11 protein-coding genes and 1 pseudogene are annotated in these 18,197 nt (G+C 55.5%); 4 read left to right on the top strand and 8 right to left on the bottom strand.

Features of this window, described 5'->3' with window-relative positions:
* Positions 1 to 49: 49 nt before the first annotated feature.
* From EI77_RS09120 to EI77_RS09100, 5 genes are all read right to left on the bottom strand, one after another.
* The gene (locus tag EI77_RS09120; protein ID WP_133794891.1) at positions 50 to 838 is read right to left on the bottom strand and encodes an FkbM family methyltransferase; all 789 of its coding nucleotides are present in this window, start codon (positions 836 to 838) and stop codon (positions 50 to 52) included.
* 53 nt (positions 839 to 891) lie between these two features.
* Positions 892 to 1,467 (bottom strand): D-sedoheptulose 7-phosphate isomerase, encoded by a 576-nt coding sequence (locus EI77_RS09115; RefSeq protein WP_133794889.1) that lies wholly within the window; start codon positions 1,465 to 1,467, stop codon positions 892 to 894.
* A 6-nt stretch (positions 1,468 to 1,473) separates the two neighbouring features.
* Positions 1,474 to 2,460, bottom strand: coding sequence for a D-glycero-beta-D-manno-heptose-7-phosphate kinase (gene rfaE1, locus EI77_RS09110; protein ID WP_133794887.1), 987 nt, complete (start codon positions 2,458 to 2,460; stop codon positions 1,474 to 1,476).
* A 63-nt stretch (positions 2,461 to 2,523) separates the two neighbouring features.
* Positions 2,524 to 3,588 carry a 3-deoxy-7-phosphoheptulonate synthase gene (locus EI77_RS09105; RefSeq protein ID WP_133794885.1) on the bottom strand — a complete coding sequence of 355 codons (1,065 nt, stop codon included), beginning with the start codon at positions 3,586 to 3,588 and terminating at the stop codon, positions 2,524 to 2,526.
* Positions 3,589 to 3,926: 338 nt separating this feature from the next.
* Entirely contained in the window at positions 3,927 to 4,364 is a 438-nt protein-coding gene (locus EI77_RS09100) for an RNA-binding regulator (protein ID WP_133794883.1), read from the bottom strand.
* Positions 4,365 to 4,572: 208 nt separating this feature from the next.
* Between EI77_RS09100 and mnmM the strand changes: the two genes are divergently transcribed.
* Complete coding sequence (mnmM, locus tag EI77_RS09095) at positions 4,573 to 5,205, top strand: tRNA 5-(aminomethyl)-2-thiouridylate-methyltransferase MnmM (RefSeq protein WP_133794881.1); 633 nt, start codon at positions 4,573 to 4,575, stop codon at positions 5,203 to 5,205.
* Between the two features lie 8 nt (positions 5,206 to 5,213).
* Here mnmM and EI77_RS09090 read toward each other — a convergent pair whose 3' ends face one another.
* Together EI77_RS09090 and EI77_RS09085 are read right to left on the bottom strand one after the other, a co-directional pair.
* Entirely contained in the window at positions 5,214 to 7,394 is a 2,181-nt protein-coding gene (locus EI77_RS09090) for a DUF1549 and DUF1553 domain-containing protein (protein WP_166647140.1), read from the bottom strand.
* A gap of 107 nt (positions 7,395 to 7,501) precedes the next feature.
* Positions 7,502 to 13,630, bottom strand: a complete 6,129-nt coding sequence (locus EI77_RS09085; RefSeq protein WP_166647139.1) for an alpha-2-macroglobulin family protein — start codon at positions 13,628 to 13,630, stop codon at positions 7,502 to 7,504.
* A gap of 224 nt (positions 13,631 to 13,854) precedes the next feature.
* On the opposite strand from EI77_RS09085, the gene EI77_RS09080 reads away from it, so the two are divergent.
* Both EI77_RS09080 and EI77_RS24245 read left to right on the top strand, forming a co-directional pair.
* The gene (locus EI77_RS09080) at positions 13,855 to 14,175 is read left to right on the top strand and encodes a UPF0175 family protein (protein WP_133794875.1); all 321 of its coding nucleotides are present in this window, start codon (positions 13,855 to 13,857) and stop codon (positions 14,173 to 14,175) included.
* 3 nt (positions 14,176 to 14,178) lie between these two features.
* Positions 14,179 to 14,664 (top strand): annotated as a pseudogene (locus EI77_RS24245) (PIN domain-containing protein).
* An 18-nt stretch (positions 14,665 to 14,682) separates the two neighbouring features.
* Here the strand turns inward: EI77_RS24245 and EI77_RS09070 are convergent.
* Positions 14,683 to 15,564, bottom strand: coding sequence for an AraC family transcriptional regulator (locus tag EI77_RS09070; protein ID WP_166647138.1), 882 nt, complete (start codon positions 15,562 to 15,564; stop codon positions 14,683 to 14,685).
* A gap of 128 nt (positions 15,565 to 15,692) precedes the next feature.
* Here EI77_RS09070 and EI77_RS09065 point away from each other — a divergent pair, with 128 nt between their 5' ends.
* Entirely contained in the window at positions 15,693 to 18,155 is a 2,463-nt protein-coding gene (locus EI77_RS09065) for a hypothetical protein (RefSeq protein WP_133794869.1), read from the top strand.
* Positions 18,156 to 18,197 lie beyond the last annotated feature (42 nt).

Raw genomic sequence — 18,197 nt, 5'->3', positions numbered from 1 at the left:
GAAGCAAAGAGGCTTCTCCAGTAAGCACGATCCATGGCGTCTCTATTAATTAACAGTTAGTCTGCTGTTCAGTCAGCAAGATACGAGCGTCAGAAGAACGAGGCACGTCATTCACCACCCGATGTCCAGCAGCCGTGAGCATGGCGATGCACTGCGCGTGCAGTGCGGGGGAATGCGTTTCCAAAACAAAGGCCTGCACCTTGGAGAGATAATCACCAAAGCCTTTTAACGCCGTGACTTCAGCCCCCTCGATGTCCATTTTAACTAGGTCTGGAATAGCGATGTCTCCTGCTTCGATAAGAAAGTCGGCCCGTCGCATTTGAACAAGAATCTCGTTCCAGTCGCCGGACTCGCCATCCCCAAGAACATGCTGACCGCCTGTGCGTTCAGGATGGACGGCAAAGCGTATCTGCCCACCGTCTTCATCACCGATGGCGCATTGAAGGGCCTTGCAGTCATCCCATCCAGCATAGTTGGCTGAAAGTATCCTATACTCCGCTGGTGAGGGTTCAAAACCGATGATCTGCGCTTTTGGAAAAAGCGATTTCATGTAATGGCTGCCCAAGCCGATGTTGGCACCGATATCCAGGATAGTTGCCGGGACGAAAGACAGGTGGCGCAGGCAACGATAATCTTGCTCCATCAGCACCTCCACCATCAGAATCGTATCCGGCAGGGCCGCTCTTAGATGCAGTCTCGGCGCTCCTGGCACGTTGGTTTCAAGAGTGATCTCACCACCACGAAACCGGCTGATTCCACCATAACAGGCGCACAGACGCATGAGCGCCAGCTTGTCCTCAATCCTCCGGCCCAATCGCAGAGCGATAGCAGCCATCATTATTTTACGGCTTAATCCCACAAAGAAATTTCGCCTAACAAAAGAGTGAATACTTAATCTTTAAAGGCCGCCTCCACATACTCGCAGAGCACATGCCCAGCCATCAGGTGGCATTCCTGCGCATACGCCGTTACCGGAGTTGGCACACAATAAGCATGATGAGCCAGAGCAGCACAATCAGCCCCCTTTTCTGCGGTGAATGAAACCACGACGCAGCCTGCTTCGCGTGCGGCTTTCAATCCGGCGACAACATTCTTACTGGTACCTGAGGTGGAGATGCCGACGACAACATCACCCGGCTGGGCAAAGGCCTCCACCTGACGGGCGAAGACGGTTTCAAAACCATAGTCATTGCTATGGGCGGTGAGCACTGAGGAATCAGTCGTCAACGCCAGCCCTGCCAGTGCACGACGGTTGATGCGATAGCGTACGCAAAGTTCCGCTGCCAGATGCTGGGCATCAGCAGCACTGCCACCATTGCCAAAAAACAGGACTTTTTTCCCGGCCTTCAACGCATCCACCCAAGCCTGGCCGATGGCAGCCAAAATGTCCCGACATTCATCCAGGCGTTTAAGCGTGGCAAGATGGCCATCGAGATGGCTTTGAAGCATGGAGTTAAAATCGGACATGAGATATCAGTCTTCGAAGGATTGCAGAAGTTCGTCTTCCATCACACGGGCCGTACCCAGTTTGCCAACCACAATGCCGCTGGCCCGGTTGGCAATTTCAGCCGCCGCCTCTGCACTGAGGCCGACGGCCATGGCCAGTGTCAAAAAGGCGATCGCCGTATCCCCAGCACCGGAGACGTCATAGACCTCGCGGGCTCGGGTGGGGATATGGTGAGGCGCAGAATCGCGCTGAAAAAGCATCATCCCCTGCTCGCCAAGGGTCACTAGAACTTTGCCGACGGCCCACTGGTCAAGCAGTTGCTCGCCCACCTCAAGAAGACGCCGATCTTCCAGCGGCGGGCCGGGGGTGCGCTGATCTTGGATGCCCGCAGCAGCGAAGGCTTCCAGCCGGTTTGGTTTGACGAGCGTCGCACCACGCCAGCTCAACGGATTATGTGGTGAAGGATCCACCGTTACCAGTTTGCCTGCGGCTTTGGCCTGGCCAAGCACACGGTCAACGAAAGCCTGGGTGATAAAGCCTTTTCCGTAATCTTCAATGATGAGGCCATCAAGCTCTGGTAGCATCGCCTCAACACCTTGGGAAACTTCATCCAGCTCGTCAGCCGAAAGCTTCTGTATTGTCTCACGATCCACCCTGACTAAATGCTGCTGACGGGCGATGATGCGGGTCTTCGCGATGGTGGGCAGCGTGCTGCTTTCCAGCATCGGATCGGTATTCACGCCTTCTTCATGCAACAGACGCCGCAGTTCACCCGCAGCGCTGTCACGGCCCACGCGTCCCATCAAATAAGCATGCGAGGTAAAGGCAGAAAGATTGCGGGCGACATTGGCCGCACCACCAGGGAAGGTGGTCTCCTTCGTCACTTCAACAATCGGCACGGGTGCCTCCGGGGAAATGCGCCGAACGGCCCCCCAGATGAAGTGGTCCAGCATAACATCGCCAATGACGAGGATGCGTGCGCGGGAGAATGATTTAATGTGAGAGGCGATCACTGAAAAAGTAAGTCTCGGGTTAACTCATGTTTCCCAGGAGTGAAAGTAGAAACGGCCAGTGTCTTACACCGCTCGCCGTGCGCGCACAGCAGCTGCCAGGGTCTCCAGCATGGTTTCAGTGGCCGCCCAATTCACGCAGGCATCCGTGATGCTCTGCCCATAGGTCAAGGCCTGACCGGGTTTGGCATCTTGGCGACCTTCCACCAAATGGCTTTCGATCATCACACCGGTGATTGCCTGACTGCCTGCGCTCATCTGCTCAGCCAGTGAATCAGCCACGCCGGGTTGCTTGCGGTAATCCTTGAGACTGTTACCGTGGCTGCAGTCCACCATTACGCTGGCCGGAAGGCCGCGTGTGCTGAGCTGGCTGACAACGGATTCGATGGACTGCGCATCGAAATTCGTCCCGGCCTTGCCCCCGCGTAGGATGACATGGCAGGCATCGTTGCCACAGGTTTTAACAATAGCGGCCACGCCGTCCTTGGTCACCGAAAGGAAACAATGCTGTCCTGCGGCCGCCTGAATAGCGTCCAGGGCAGTCTGGATGCTACCATCCGTACCGTTTTTGAAGCCCACTGGCATGGACAAGCCTGAGGCGAGCTGCCGATGCACCTGGCTCTCCGTCGTACGAGCCCCGATGGCCCCCCAGGCCACCACGTCAGCGATGTATTGCGGAGTGATGACATCGAGAAATTCCGTGGCCGCAGGCACACCCATTTTAGCCAAGTCGATCAACAGACTGCGGGCGCTACGCAAGCCAGTGTTGATGTCGTAGCTTTCATTCAAATGCGGGTCATTGATGAAGCCTTTCCACCCAACAGTGGTGCGAGGTTTTTCAAAATAAACGCGCATCAGGATCTCCAAATCCGCCGCGTATTTCTGCCGGGCATCCACGATTAACTGTGCATATTCCAGCGCCGACAGCCGGTCATGAATTGAGCATGGTCCTACGACGACCAATAAACGGTCGTCCTTGAGTTTTAAAATGGCTTCGGAACTACGGCGCGCCTGTTCCACAAAGACCGCCTCCTTCTCCCCGAGCGGAATGTCATGCATCAGCAATGCTGGCTGGATCAGGGGCAGGATCTCCGCCACGCGGAGGTCATCGGTAGGGTGGGATTGGCTCACAGGTCAGTCTGGTTGGCAAAAAGGGCGCGCAAGGTGGGTGCTTTTGCCGAAATCGCAAGTCGGTGAATCATTTCACCTAAAATCACAGGTAGCTGCCGCCTCCGGTCAAGCAGCCTGCGCTGCCACCGCTCGCCACTTTATCAATGGTTCCGGGTGCAGGAGTCACACGGGGCAGGACAGCCTAGCCATTTCAGGCATAGCAACTATGTCTGTTACAGAAATTTAGTCCCAGGCGTTCATTTTGCAAAGGCTTAAGTTTAGGTAAACCAAAGCAAAAAGCTTGGTGACTCACATTTTAGCACCGTGGATTACTCCATTCGGTGGCGGCGGTTTCGGTCTTAGTCCCAGTCGTTTTCTGGATTGCGACGTCCGCGATCACGTGGTTTGCCCTTTTTGCCACCCCGGTCCCGATCATCCCAGTCGTTGTAGGAGGGAGGTGGAGGAGACCGAAAACCGCCCGCGTGACCACGGTCCGGTTTCTTTTTGTGGCCATCCGGGTAGCCTCCGCCACCTACGACAGGCCGGGGCCGCTCCTCTTTGGGGCGTGCTTCGACAATTTTCATCGCCCGGCCCGCCAAATTGCTCCCTTCCAAACCTGCCATCGCAAGCTTGGCCTCCGCATCATCGGGCATGTCCACAAAACCAAATCCGCGTGAGCGACCGGTCTCACGGTCCATCACGACACGTGCACTGGAAACATTGCCGAACCCGGCGAACTCGCTGCGCAGTTCATCATCAGTCACGCTGTACGCAAGGTTGCTGACGTATAAGTTCATTGAAGGTCTGAATCAGGGGCCGCCAATCGAGTATGGAAACAGAAGCCTGGCTCATGGCGTCAGAGACAATCTTCAAGTCAGCCTTCAACAGGTGAAGGCAACCGAAAGGAAATTAGGCGGATGAAATTCTCCTGTCAATTGTGCTGCGCGTCACAAAATCAGCTTCTCACCGTACTTGTCAGGTGGCTGGCGCGATGCAAAATCCCAGATGAATACACCCCTGACGTCTCCACGCTTGGCCAGTGCTACAGGTGGCCTGCCCTCCGCTGTTCGTTGGGCTCAACTGCTCCTGACGGACCGGCTGCAACCCGGGGACATAGTCCTGGATGCAACCGCAGGGAATGGCCACGACACGCTTTTCCTCGCGCATTGCATTGGCCCAGAGGGACATGTTTATGCCATGGACGTACAGGCCGCCGCAGTCGCGGAAACTCGTCGTCGTTTGACCGAAGCAGGGGTAACGGAAAGTCAGTCCACCGTGGTCCATGCCGGACATGAGACCATGCTTCAGGCCGTTCAACCAGATCACCACGGACGGCTGGCGGGCATCATGTTTAACCTGGGATACCTTCCCGGCTCTGATAAAACGATCATCACTCGCACCGAGACCACCCTTGCCGCAGTGAACGCCGCACTGGAACTTCTAAAGCCGGGCGGTCTGCTGACCATCGCCGTTTACCCAGGCCACGAAGGTGGTGCCCAGGAATTGGTCGCCCTCACCGAATGGGCTGCGTCCCTGCCTCCGCGCGCTTTTGAGGTCCAGAATCTGCGCCCGGTTAACCGCAGCGCCAATCCGCCCGAATGCTGGGTCATCTGGAAGACAGCCTCCTCACGTGGGTAATAATTCCCTCAGTGATTGAAGACGAACTCCGCAGAATTAATCAGCGCCCAGGCCAGATCTTCCACCGCCGTCTGCCTCGTCGCACCCGGCGTGGTGAAAAACTTCAATGCTGTCCGTAACTCCTCAGCATTCGGCAGGCGGTTATAAGCGGATAAATACACCTCTTTGACGATCTGCGGTTCAGCAAGATCACTCTTCACCCACCCAGTAATCTTGCCATCTTTGGCGCTAAGCTTGGCCTGGAGATCATTGGAATTCATCAGGTGCAGGGCCTGGATGACGCTGGATTTCCTCTCACGTTCACAGGGGCATTCCTGGCTGGCATTAGGCCGGCCAAAAGCATCCAAAAAGGTACTTTCCAGCTTATGATTCCAGGTCATGACCGCACGTGAATTCGGCGGCAGACCGCTGAAGCTGTCACGGACACCTGTTAAATCATCCAGCGCATCCAGCAATACCTCGGCACTGAGGCGGCGTTTCTGCGAACGAGAAAAGTTCTTGGTATCTGCCAGATTGTGCTTGTTGGGCTCGGAGCTGAACTGATACGTCCTCGAATTCAAAATGGTGCGCATCAGATGCTTAAGGTCATAGCCATGAGCGGTGAAGTCCTCAGCCAGCCAAGTTAGCAATGCCTCGTTAGTCGCGGGATTGGAAACGCGGAAATCATCCACGGGTTCGACGATACCACGCCCCAGAAACTCGGACCACAGGCGGTTGACAATGGCTTTCGCGAAAAAAGGATTTTCACTGCTGGCCATCCAGTCGGTCAGCCGGGCACGTGGATCCTGTCCGGCCACATAAGGCATTTCTGGTCCATCGGGGGGCTTGGGAACCATGGCAGCCTCAGTCACCGGGTGCTGGACTTCGCCCTTACCGCCATACCACCAGTATTCAGGCTCACCTGAAATAGGCGCAGAGATCCCCTGCCCTTTGCGCGACATCTGTCCAAAAAACGCGGCGAGCTGATAATAGTCCTCCTGCGTCCATTTCTCACTCGGATGATGGTGGCATTTGGCACAGTCCAGGCGCACTCCCAGGAAGATCTGGCTAACAAAAGAGCTGGCATCAATGGGCTCACGTTTATCTCGAAAAACCGCCACCGGACCGTATTCATGGGTGCTGCCTTCAGCAGTGAGCAGTTCCTTCACCATCTGGTCATATGGCATGTTTTGGCGGAAGGCATCCCGTAACCATTGGTCCAGGAGATAAACTGGCTTTACCCCAACGCGGGATGGATTGGGCCGGATGAGGTCTCCCCATTTGATCGCCCAATGGTCGGCATAATTACGATGATCGAGAAGTTCGTCGATATAAAGCGCCCGTTTATCAGGCCTCTTGTCGGCCAGGAATTCCTTGGTTCGCTCCGCTGTGGGCAACATCCCAATCGCATCCAATGATGAGCGGCGCATGAACTCCTCATCGGTACAAATGTCGGAGGGCAGAAGGCCCAGCTTTTGATGCCGGGCATAGACCAGCCGGTCCACCTCATTATTCACGGGCAGATCGGCATACATGCCGTCAGGCAGCAAATTTTCCGCAGGCACCGTGACGCGTGCCACATCCACATGTCCCATATATCGGACCAGCACCACGCCCTCGCCACTGGTAAGTCCTGCCTGCACCATGCCATGCTCATCCACGCTGGCCATCTCCTTATCCTGTGATAAAAATTCGGTCAATGGAGTAACGTCCTTTGTCTTTCCGTCTGAATACTTCGCCGTGACTTTCAGCGGTTGCTTCTCCCCCTTCTTATAGCTGCGCTCCCGTGGCTCCACATTGACGCCTGTCACGAGTGCCTCGCCCACCAGCACAGCAGGCGCACCTTGTTTCAGCCAGCGCACCAAGAGCTCATAAGTCTCGCTGCTTTTGGTGATAACAGCCCCGCCTTCATGAGTCACCGCACCGGTGGCTTTTTTTAGCAACAGGCTTTCTTCCGGCGCAGCCATGAAAACACGACGTCCACGGTCATCCCGGACAATTTCATGATAGTCATTGGCCGGATCATAACCAAAGACGGAGAGTTTAAAATTGTTTTGTCCCTCCGGTTTGGCATGACAGTTTCCAGCAGCGCAGCCTGCCTTTTGCAGATGCGGCATAACGTCATGGACAAAGCTGACCGCCCGCTCTTCCCCGTGGGCAAAAGAGCCCAGTAGAAGAGTTGTGATGGAAGTCAGCAATAGACGCGGCATGGCCAGAATACGCCGTGGCTCAGGACTTCTTACGAACAGAGCGGGCGGCCCCATCCATACAGGCCGCCCGCTGTGAAGATCTATTTCTGGTTTCCGTTGTCAGAACCTTATTCGCTGATACTCGCCTTCCATTCATCCGAATTCCCCTTTAGCTCCGGCGCATACATTGCCTCCACCTTGGTTGGCAGAGCACTGAAACGTCCGGGGATCTCGGCTTTGACACGGTAGCTGAGGTTGTGCGTGCCGCGCGGCAAACGTTCGGCAAAGAAGGCCACTTTCTCATCGCGGAATTCTTGATAGGCCGGCAGGCCCTCATAGCTCCAGCCGCTTTGCACTTTGACTGGCTCAAAACCGGCCGGTTTCATGTCTTCGATGAGCACATATTCATAGTCGTTTTTGCTCTCTACTGAGAGTTCGATCTCGATGAGATCACCGCTCTTGATGGGGGCATCGCTGGCGATTTCCTCGCGCCGATATTTGAGTCCTTGCTGTGTCACCACCTGACCGCGAGATCCTGCCACCTGCTGCTCAGGCTTCTCCTCAATGAGCTTGTAAAATTTACGCCGTGCCTTTACTTCCAATCCCGCTGCGGGAATCATGTCCTCTTGGGAGAAGATAGTCAGGTAGGCGTTCGCATACAAAGGGGATTCCCCCGTTTTTCGCAGTTCCACGGTATGTTCACCCGTGGTTAGGTCTTGCCCTTCAATGACCAGTGTGCCATCAAACGTGAAAAGGTTTTCCTTGGTGATCTCCACCTTCTTCACGGACTTGCCATCCACTAGCACCTCAATGGTCTGGCTTGGGTTGGATTCCCCGCTGGCTTTGGCATAGACAGCCAATGCTTCGATCACCGCTGCCGTATCTTTAGTGCTGTTCCAGTAAGTACCGTTGCGACGGTTGTTGAGCAGATATTTAGCGATTTGGGATGCTGTTTCACCCTTCGGTTCAGCAGCCACTAGCAGACGCAAGAAAGCAGCCTGTGTTTCAATCTGGTCCTCATACCAATACCACCACCAGCCACCCTGCGGCAGCTCCAGGAAAGCGGTCTGATTTTCATCATCCTGCTTGAGGAACTGCTTCAAATTACGAAGGCACATATCGCGCCGCTCATTTTCTTCCACCGCATCACAAGTTAGACCGAGCAGGGCCAGGTTGTATCGGGAGAGACGCTCACGCTTTTCATACAGCCGATCACGCATCGCTTTGTTACCAGCCTGGTATTCGACCAGCACGCTATGCACCAGCGCGTCCAGATTGTCTGGAGCGGATTTGTGCTCGCGATCTTTCTCTGGCAGCGCCAAGCGACGCAATTGCTCCGTCTCATGCTGGGTGAGCCAGTTCACGCCATTGCGGATGAGACCGTCATTGATGTCAAAACCGGTTCTTTCCGCAGCCTTGAGTCCATGCAGTACAACAGCGGTGATGTGCGGGGACGATTCACGGCCGCCAGGGAACCAGCCCCAGCCACCATCCGCACTGCGCATCGCCTCCAGCCGCGCCAGCCCGGACTTCGCCATTTTTTTGACCTCATCTTCGTCAAAAACAGGCACTTTGTTAGACCCATGTTTCCAGTGTTTGGCCCGTTCCTCAGGTTTGCCAATCTCCTGCGCATTTAGGTTGGTCAGCTTGTCCCTCACATCCTTCAAATCCACGCCGAGATCCTTGATCACGCCCAAAGTGATGACCGTGGGTACAAATCGATTCAGCGTCTGCTCCGTGCAGCCGTAAGGATAATCCACCAAGTAAGGCAGCGCATCCACCAACGCCATGGCCAGAGTAGGGGAATAGCGCACTTCCAGACGCGACTGCTCCGGCTTGCGCTCTACTGGCACCTTGAAGCTGATCTTGCCGCTAGTCTCATTGGGCCGCAGGGCCAGGCTCCAGGCATCCGTTTTCAGCATCCCGTGAATGTAAGCGGGAAAGGTCATTTCCATGGCGTCACTGTCCTTTTGAGCCAGGGCCTTCACGCGAATCTTCGCTTCGCCCTCGCCCGTCACTTTGACCCGCCAGTCGAAGCGTTTTTCGCCATGCGCGGCGACAACGACAGGAGCTTCGCCTCCAGCCTCTGCTTTCAACTGCTCCAGCACACCCCCTTCCAGTTCCAGCACCGCTTTCACACTCTGCTCCACATCCATTTCGTTATGCACATTGGCAGAGATGACCACCTCGTCCTTTTCCACAAAGAAGCGCGGAGCTTGCAGCCGCACCATGAGGTTCTTGCGTGTGATGACTTCCACACTCGCCTCCCCCACCTGTGTTGAAGAACCCATCACCCATGAGCGAAGCTTCCAGGTGGTGAGGTTGTCCGGCAGGTTAAAACTGAACTCGCCCTGGCCTTCCGCATCCGTGGTGAAGTCAGCGATCCACACCGCACTGTCTGCCAGATTACTGCGGATCATCGGCTGCGGGGCTTCCCCTTCTGGAGCACCACCTGCGGCAAAACTATCCGCAACTGCCATGGCAGGAGCTGCGGCCGCCATTTCCATCGGTGCCCCAGGCGGGGCAGGAGGAGCAGCCATGGCCCGCATCTCACCCAAGCTCCCCCCTCCACGTTTATAGAGTCGGCCATCCCCCAGGCCATTGGCAGCCTGCAGCCCACTTTTACCCCCTTCATCATCTGCTACGCTGCCGCCAAACACTCCCAGCGGCTGCATCCATTGCTCATTGTCTTTGCGCAATCCAGTCTCCAGGTCATGCAGTGAATCCCTCACCTGCGGATAATGACTGCGCTTCCAGCCCCAGAAGAAGGGCCGGATGTCCTCCTGATTGCTGCCCCCGGAAATGTACTCCAGTGCCTTGTCATAGGCGGTCAGGACCACCTTTCCTGCAAAAGGTTTTCCATCCTGGTCTTTCACCAGCACCTTCACGTTGGAGCCCTGCCCAGGCAGATAGGTTTCGCTGTCAGGTGTGAGCTCCACAGTCGCGATGCGTTTTTTCGGAGGCACAATGATCTGACGCGTGACCTGGTACACTCGGGCACTGCTGACTGTATAAGCATCCAGGAAAACATTCGGCTGATCTGCCTCGCTCAGCTTAAACCGGTAAGTGGTGCTTTTGCCCTCTAGTTTGATCCAGACGGGCTCTGGATAGACACCATTTTGCGTCCGTAAAAACAACGCCACCGTGCTGCCGGGGCGATTGGTATTCAGGGTGATCTCCACCTCTTCTCCCGGCTCGTATTCGTCCTTTTGCGTGATGAGTTCCAGATCATCAAAACGGAAGTCTTTGCCCTCACTGAATCCTGCTCCACGGACAGTGACAAAGGTAATGCCTTCGATTTCGTGACCTACCAGATCCTTCATTTTGGCAGACACGCGATACTGTCCCGCCTTTTGAAAATTTAACCGGATGGCCGTCGTTTTCCCGTTCACATCAGGATGTTTGATCTGCTCCTCATGCACAGCCTCTTCACTTGGGTTGCCGTCCTTGTCATAAGTAATTCGATAAAGCGTCAACGGACCTGCGCAATCCACTTCACGTCCATCCATAGTGCGGGCATGGACAGTGACAGTAGCCTCTTCACCCGCCTGATAATAACCACGGTCCAGTGAGACATAAACCTCAAACGGACGACGCGCCGCCAACACTCTGCCGCTGCCAAAAATGGTGCGACGAGATTCGTCCGTCACCTCGGCTTCAATAGCATATCGATGATCTTCATCTCCATGCAGTTCCTTCGCTAGCGAAGTGTCCACCTTCACGGTAAAGCTGCCGTCCGCATTCAGTGGGGATTCGCCTTCGGCCACCAGTTCCGGTGGGTCAGTATGCCAGCGTATCCAGGGATATCGCGGAATGCAGAAGCACCAGTCTGCCGAGCCTGGATACCAGGAATAATAATTCGCCCGCCAGCCGTATCCTTCACCGAAAAGCCAATCCCAACGTCCCGCAGGAAACCAGCGTTCCGTGTGGGCACTTCGTTGCACCTTATACTTAACTTTCCCCTGTTTCACCGGACCGCCAAAATAATAGTCGGCCTTGATCTTCACCTCGAAACTATCACCCAAAGCAACAGGCTTGGAGGGAGCATCCACCTTCACTTCAAACTCAGGTTTTTTATACTCCTCCACCCGGAAGTAATGGTTGCCAAGATACTCGCTCCCCCCCAGGGCATGTTTCCTTTCCATCTTCAAGTTATACTGGCCAAGAGTGGCTTCACTGCCAAGTGTGAGCACATCATCAAAGGCTCCAGAGTCATCGGCCTTATACGTCTTTTTCAGAATCTCCTCACCACGTGGATCGGTGATGATCATCTCGATGTTTGCACCGGCAAAAGGATTGGTATTCACCTTGGGATCATAGCCCACGCGCCGTGCCCAGACCTTCCACTTCACCTCCTGCCCAGGGCGGTAAACGGGGCGGTCGGTAATGGTGTAAAGTCGGGTTTGTTCACCGAACGAGTTGCGCCCATCCCCAAAGTAAAGGTGCTCAAATCCCAAGTAAGCCAGGCGTCCATCCTTTCCTTTGGCCTGGATGAGCCATTGATATTCATTCACTTGACTGTCCTTTACCCTTACCTGCCCGTGGGCATCAGAGATGATTTGAAAATCTTTGAAACTGTATTTCAAAACAGGTTTGTTATTCCGTCGGCTATCTGTCCATTCCTGCTTGTAGCCAAAGAACTTCACTGTCGCTCCGGCCACAGGTGCACCGGTGACGGCATCCGCCAAAAAATAATGGCCCGCACCCTCCTGCCGGGTATGCACGATGACCAGACTTTCCAGCCAAAGGAGGGCACGGGATTTGTGCCCACCTTCAAAAAGGCCTTCCACCAGCCAGGCCCCAGCTTCCTTCAAAGGAGTGGGCACATTCACGCGACGGTCCCAGTGATTAGCGCGAGGCTCCAGCTTCTGTTCCCAGGTCACCGCTTCACCAATCAGATACTTGTCCAAGCCTTCATTTAAAAGACGCTGTCCGATGCTGCCCACATTGGTTTTCTGCCAGTCCTGCTGCTGCGGGGAGGTGCGCAGGTAAGCCTCCGTATCGGCCAGCAGTTTCGCCACATCCACTCGGCGTGCACTGAGCTTGACCTGGGTCGCATTGCGAAAGGTCAGAGACAGCGCGGCTTCACTTCCCGCTGGCTTCGGTTGCTGAGGATCGAATTCCCCTTGCTGTGCGATGATCAGGCTGATCTCCTGCTGAAGGTGTTTTTTCTGGTCTTCATCAGTCTGCAGTTCCAGTGCTTTTTGGAAAGCCTCCACCGCACGGGAATACTGGCGGCGATTTTTTAGTTCGTCAGCGATCTTCATCCACGAACTCACCCGCTGAGTGGCAGCCACCTGCACATCCTCCGCGACTGATCGATAGATCTTCAGAAATTGCCATTCCTCCGGCAGTTTTAGCCTTTTGGGTCCAGTGGCCAGCCTGACCACCGTTTCATCATCACTAAGGGTGTGCAAGGCGGCAATGCCATCACGACGGGCTGTCTCGGTTTCATCGGCATCAAAACGGAACCCATACCCTGCAAGCGTACGCACGGAGAACCAGTCTCTACCCAGGTCAGCCACCTCAGGCTTGGTGGACATGATGGGCGAATCCACCAGCTTATGCATTTCCTGCATACTCCAAAGCAGGCGCTCGCCATCGTTCCTCGCGGTTTCCCAAGACTGGGCGGCTTTGAAGTAAACAGGATTGCCATCGGCATCCACTGGGTAACCCGTGGCAGGACTGTCCAGGCCGCTCTGGTCATCGTAATCCGGCAGGGCGGTCAGATCTGTTAGGTGTTGAAGCGCCCAGGCCTGGTTTGCACCATGCTGATTTTGACCAAGCGCAGACGAAAGCGCCGGGAGAATATCGATCTTGTTTCCAGACGTCGCATCCGCAGGCAGGGCCTTCCAGGCCGCCTCTAAAAGCTGCAAAACCCTCACCCGGTCGCGCAGCATCGTCTGCACATAGGTGCCGCCGCCCCGACCCCACTGGGGATATCCTCTTTCGAACTTACCATCCACCAGCATGCCCCCCTGAGGTAAGTGGCGATAACTCTTGCCGGCCTGAAGCAGAATATCCCACTGCTGCGGATGCGCTTTCACCACCGCCTCGATCACCTCTTCCTGCTCCTGAAAAGCCTGGAGATGGTTCAATGCCAGGGTGGTCAGTTCCAGCAGACTCGGCGTGCCTGCTAGGGATAGCACCATCTTTTTGCCCAGGTCTGCCGCCTCCCGGTGATTGCCTTCCTTGATCAGGGCCTCCATGCGCTTCTGCACCTCTTCGGCTGTTTGAGCTTGGCTGAGGGTGGGCATGAGAAGAAAGACAAAAGGGAGCCAGAAAAAATGTTTCATACCGCTGGATGGGTTTTTACCAATGCGCATGACGAAAGACAAGGCCATCTCTTGGGGTGTTCAGTGTTCTTTTTTCCTCGCCTCAGCTTGAGAGCGGAGGAAAATCATGAAACCGCTTAATGCAGGGCCCGCCATTTTGAGCTCATTACATCGAATTTGTTTATCGACCATCCGATGAACTGGCCATGCGCTCACAAAGGAAAATTTGTCTATCGTGCCGTTGTGCTTATTATCAACTCAGGACCATTGCTTTAAACCTGCCTGACTTTGTCTTCGCTAGCCTGCGAGAAGAAGGGGGCGATATTGTCCGCTCTGCAGAGCAGACACGGATCTGCGGTTTATATCGTGAAGGAAGGCTATCCTCAACAGACGCCATGAACTCTCTGGGAATAACCAGCCGCATTGCCTTTGAGACTTTAGTGGCGCGGCATCATGCAGAGCGCGACTGGACCGATGAAGAAGTGTCCCTTGAACTAGAGACCATTCAACAGCGCAACCATCCTTGAGACATGGTGGTTAGCAACACTTCTCCGCTAAATTACCTGATTCAAATCAACGCTGTAGAACTACTTCACTCCCTGCATGGTGCCATACACGTTCTTCAGGCCGTAATCGATGAATTAACCGATCCCGCAGCCCCCCAATCGGTGCGAGAATGGGCCGAGAAGCGTCCTGATTGGTTAATCGTCCATACGGATGCTTTTTTGGCACGCCCTGAATGATCACACATTCATTGAGGTGAGGTAGCCGCTATTGAGTTGGCACTCAAAGAACGTGCTCAGCTCCTACTGATGGACGATCAGGATGGCAGAACTATTGCCCGGTCCAATGGCCTTACACTTATGGGAACGTTGGGTGTACTCGATGCTGCGGCGTTGAGAGGACTGGGTGATTTCCAAACTCTTTTATCCCGCTTAAAATCCACAAATTTTCGCGCCTCTCGAAAACTGGTGGAAGCCCTCCTGGTGAGACATTCGACGAACCGGGATCTATGACTTGCCTCCGGGCCCTCCTCACGCCCCTTCCAACCCATACCCCGCACGGCAAGCCGTCGGCGTCATCCCCGTATGTCGGCGGAACCAAGCCGTGAAATGGGGCGGATGCCGGAACCCAAGACCAAAAGCGATCTCCTTTAGCGGAGCCGTACCCTGCGTCAGCCGCTGACGGGCGTGCTCCAGGCGTCGGCGCTCCTGGTAAACCTGCGCCGTCATGCCCAGGTCATCTCGCAGCAGTTGATGAATGCGCCGAGGACTGAGCTCCACCTCCAAGGCCACTGCCTTCAAATCCAGCGCCCGGTCCAGAGGCCAGGACTGCAACCAAGCGCGCAGATGCTCCAGCCGCCGGTCCTCCGCCCGCTTGCGCGGATTTGGTGTGATGCCTAGCCTCTTCAATGTGGACACGAATTCAGCAAACCATTGCCGATAGGCGGCTTCGTGACGCGTCCAGTCCTGCAAGCTTCGACTGCCAGTGGTCGTCGCTTCGACATACCCCACCTGCTTTCGACGGCCATGCACCTGCGTGAAAAGTGTGCGGGTGGCCTCATGCAATAACTTCAGCCGCTTGCCCGGCACCGCCACGTCCAACCCTGTCTGATAGAGATGCAGACCATCCGGCCAGCGGCAGTGCAACCCCACAGATAGCAGACGTGTATCTTCATCAAACCATTGCCGCCGTGTCCCTGGGGCTGAAAAGAAGGCATCCCCCTTCCCTACCACGATGACCTCGCGCCCAACATCAATTTTCACCTGCCCGCTTTGTACAAAGAAGACACCTGGAGGCACCGTGATTTTTTGCGACCAGACCTGCGCACGCGGAGCTATGCCGTCATAGACCCACAGCCACTCGCAGACAATACTCTGCCAGAGTGCTGGGGTCAGGAGAACGGAAGCGGGCATGACAAAACGGAGCGTGGATGCACGCATCCGCAACTCCAGAGTCACCGTGTCTCAATCTGTAAGCGATTTCATCAATGCATAAGCCTCCGCTCTTGTCACAGCCCTGCACTCCATGCTGAACTGTGAGCATGAAACCAACCCTCACCAGCTTGCTCCTTTTGGGCGCGCTTGCCACCCTGACTGCTCAGGAGCCGCGCCACATCAGCGGCATCTATCCTCATCTAGCTATGTTTAACGATGAGGGGGAATGCGGGACCGGTGCGGTTGTGCCGTGGGCAGACCGTCTTTGGGTCATCACTTATGGGCCACATTTGCCCTTCGGCTCCAGTGACAAACTCTACGAAATCACCCCGGACCTCAAGCAGGTCGTCCGCCCTGAAAGCATCGGCGGCACACCGGCTAACCGCATGATTCACACGGAAACGCAGCAACTCCTCATCGGCCCCTACGTCATCGACCAAGAGCGCAAAGTCCGCATCATTCCCCCTGCCCTCATGCCCGGCAGGCTCACCGGCAATGCCCGGCACCTGACCGATCCTGCCAACAAAGCCTATTACGCGACCATGGAGGAAGGCCTATACGAGGTGGACCTGCGTAGCCTCGAAGTGACCGGACTAATTAGAGACGGCAATAAACCCAAGCCTGATTTCTCCAAAGAAACCCAACCTGCTACAGTCGCCTCTGAGCTACCCGGTTATCATGGCAAAGGTCTCTTTTCCGGCCACGGCCGCCTCGTTTACGCCAACAATGGCGACCGCGACAAAAAAGTCCTCACCGACCCCTCCACCCCCAGTGGAGCGCTGGCTGAATGGACATCCCCCGGCCAGGACTGGCAGCTCGTACGCCGCAACCAGTTCACGGAAGTCACCGGCCCTGGCGGCATCATGGGCAATGCACATCCAGAAAAAGATCCAATCTGGAGCATTGGCTGGGATCACCGGTCTTTAATCCTCATGTGCCTCAGCGCAAGCGAGCCTACAGATCGTGCGGACACTCCTGCCTGGCACGCCTATCGTCTCCCCAAGTCCAGCCACAGCTATGACGGTGCCCACGGCTGGAATACCGAGTGGCCACGCATCCGTGACATCGGTGAAGACGATCTCCTGATGACCATGCACGGCACCTTTTGGAAATTTCCCCGCAACTTTACCCCCGGCAGCAGCGCGGGCATTTCACCACGAAGCAACTACCTCAAAGTCATTGGCGATTTCGCCCGCTGGGGCGACCGCCTGGTGCTGGGCTGCGACGACTCCGCTAACAAAGAGTTTCTCAATGTCCGCAAAGCCAAAGGCAATCTTGCAGGTCCAGGAAAATCACAGTCCAATCTATGGTTCGTCACACCCGATACTCTCGATCAACTTGGCCCAGTCATTGGTCGCGGCGCAGTCTGGTTGGAAGATGAGGTCAAAGCATCGACACCCAGCGATCCTTACCTTTTTGCTGGGTATAAACATCGCTCCTTACAGCTTGTCTCACACAGTGACCATGAGGTCAGCATCATCATTCAAACGGACTTAAAGGGCGATGGCAAGTGGCTGGAAAAACAGACCGTCAACATTGCCCCCCATGGCAGCCAGTGGCTCGAATTTTTATCTACGGAGCCAGGCGTATGGATCCGGCTGATCTCCACCACTGAGGCTCAAAAAATCAGTGCCGTGTTCCATTACCGCAATGACGATACCCGCCCCGTCACGGCCTCCTCCATCTTTGACGGCATAGCCGGTCCAGAGGACCAGTCTGTCACCGGAGGTGTCCTGCATGCCCGTGGAGCCGGGTTCAGGACCCTTCGTTTTCTTTCTTCTGCCCCCGACCAGCCACCTGCTATTTACGATATGGGCAGCGCCTTCGATCTTTCTCCCAAAGACGACCCCGCAGGCCTCTCGTGGACCTCCAAAAATGCCGCCATCCCCGAAGGCGTGCTCGAATACGATTCAGCCTCCATTCTGTACACGGATGAAAAGGGCCGCTGGCGCCTCCCTCGCGGTCATTCCGCCTCCGATCAGCAAAGTTCGTTAGGCGCAGAGCGTGTCTGCCGTGAAGTCTGCACCGAACGCGACCTCTTCAATGCAGGCGGCACCTTTTTTGAGTTGCCAGCCGAAAACGCCGGCGGTTTTGCCAAAATCCGCCCCGTCACCACCCACAACCGACGTATTAAGGACTACGCCAGCTATCGTGGTCTCCTTGTCATCAGCGGCCTGCGCACCGATGCGGAAGGCCCTCATATTACTCGCTCCACCGACGGCAAAACCGCCCTCTGGACTGGTGCCGTGGATGACCTTTGGAAATTCGGCAAACCACGCGGTTTCGGTGGCCCATGGAAGGATACATCCGTCACCGCCAATGTGCCCAGCGATCCCTACCTCTTCACTGGTTACGACCAAAAGCACCTCACCCTCACCAGCGATAAGCCAGCCAAAATTCGCCTTGAGGCGGACATCACCGGCACCGGTTTGTGGGTTCCTTATCAAGAGTTTGAAGTCGCCCCTGCTGCACCCGTTCATCACACCTTTCCCGCCGCCTATGGTGCTTATTGGCTACGTTTCGTTAGCGATACTTCAGCCATCGTCACCGCCCAGTTGAAGTATGACTGACGGTGGCCACAGATGCCTTTCCAGTCTCCAACATGTTTTTTA

Source organism: Prosthecobacter fusiformis (genome assembly GCF_004364345.1).
Classification (GTDB): domain Bacteria; phylum Verrucomicrobiota; class Verrucomicrobiia; order Verrucomicrobiales; family Verrucomicrobiaceae; genus Prosthecobacter; species Prosthecobacter fusiformis.
The sequence above is the reverse complement of the archived record's forward strand: the minus strand, read 5'-3'. Positions and strand labels throughout refer to the sequence as shown.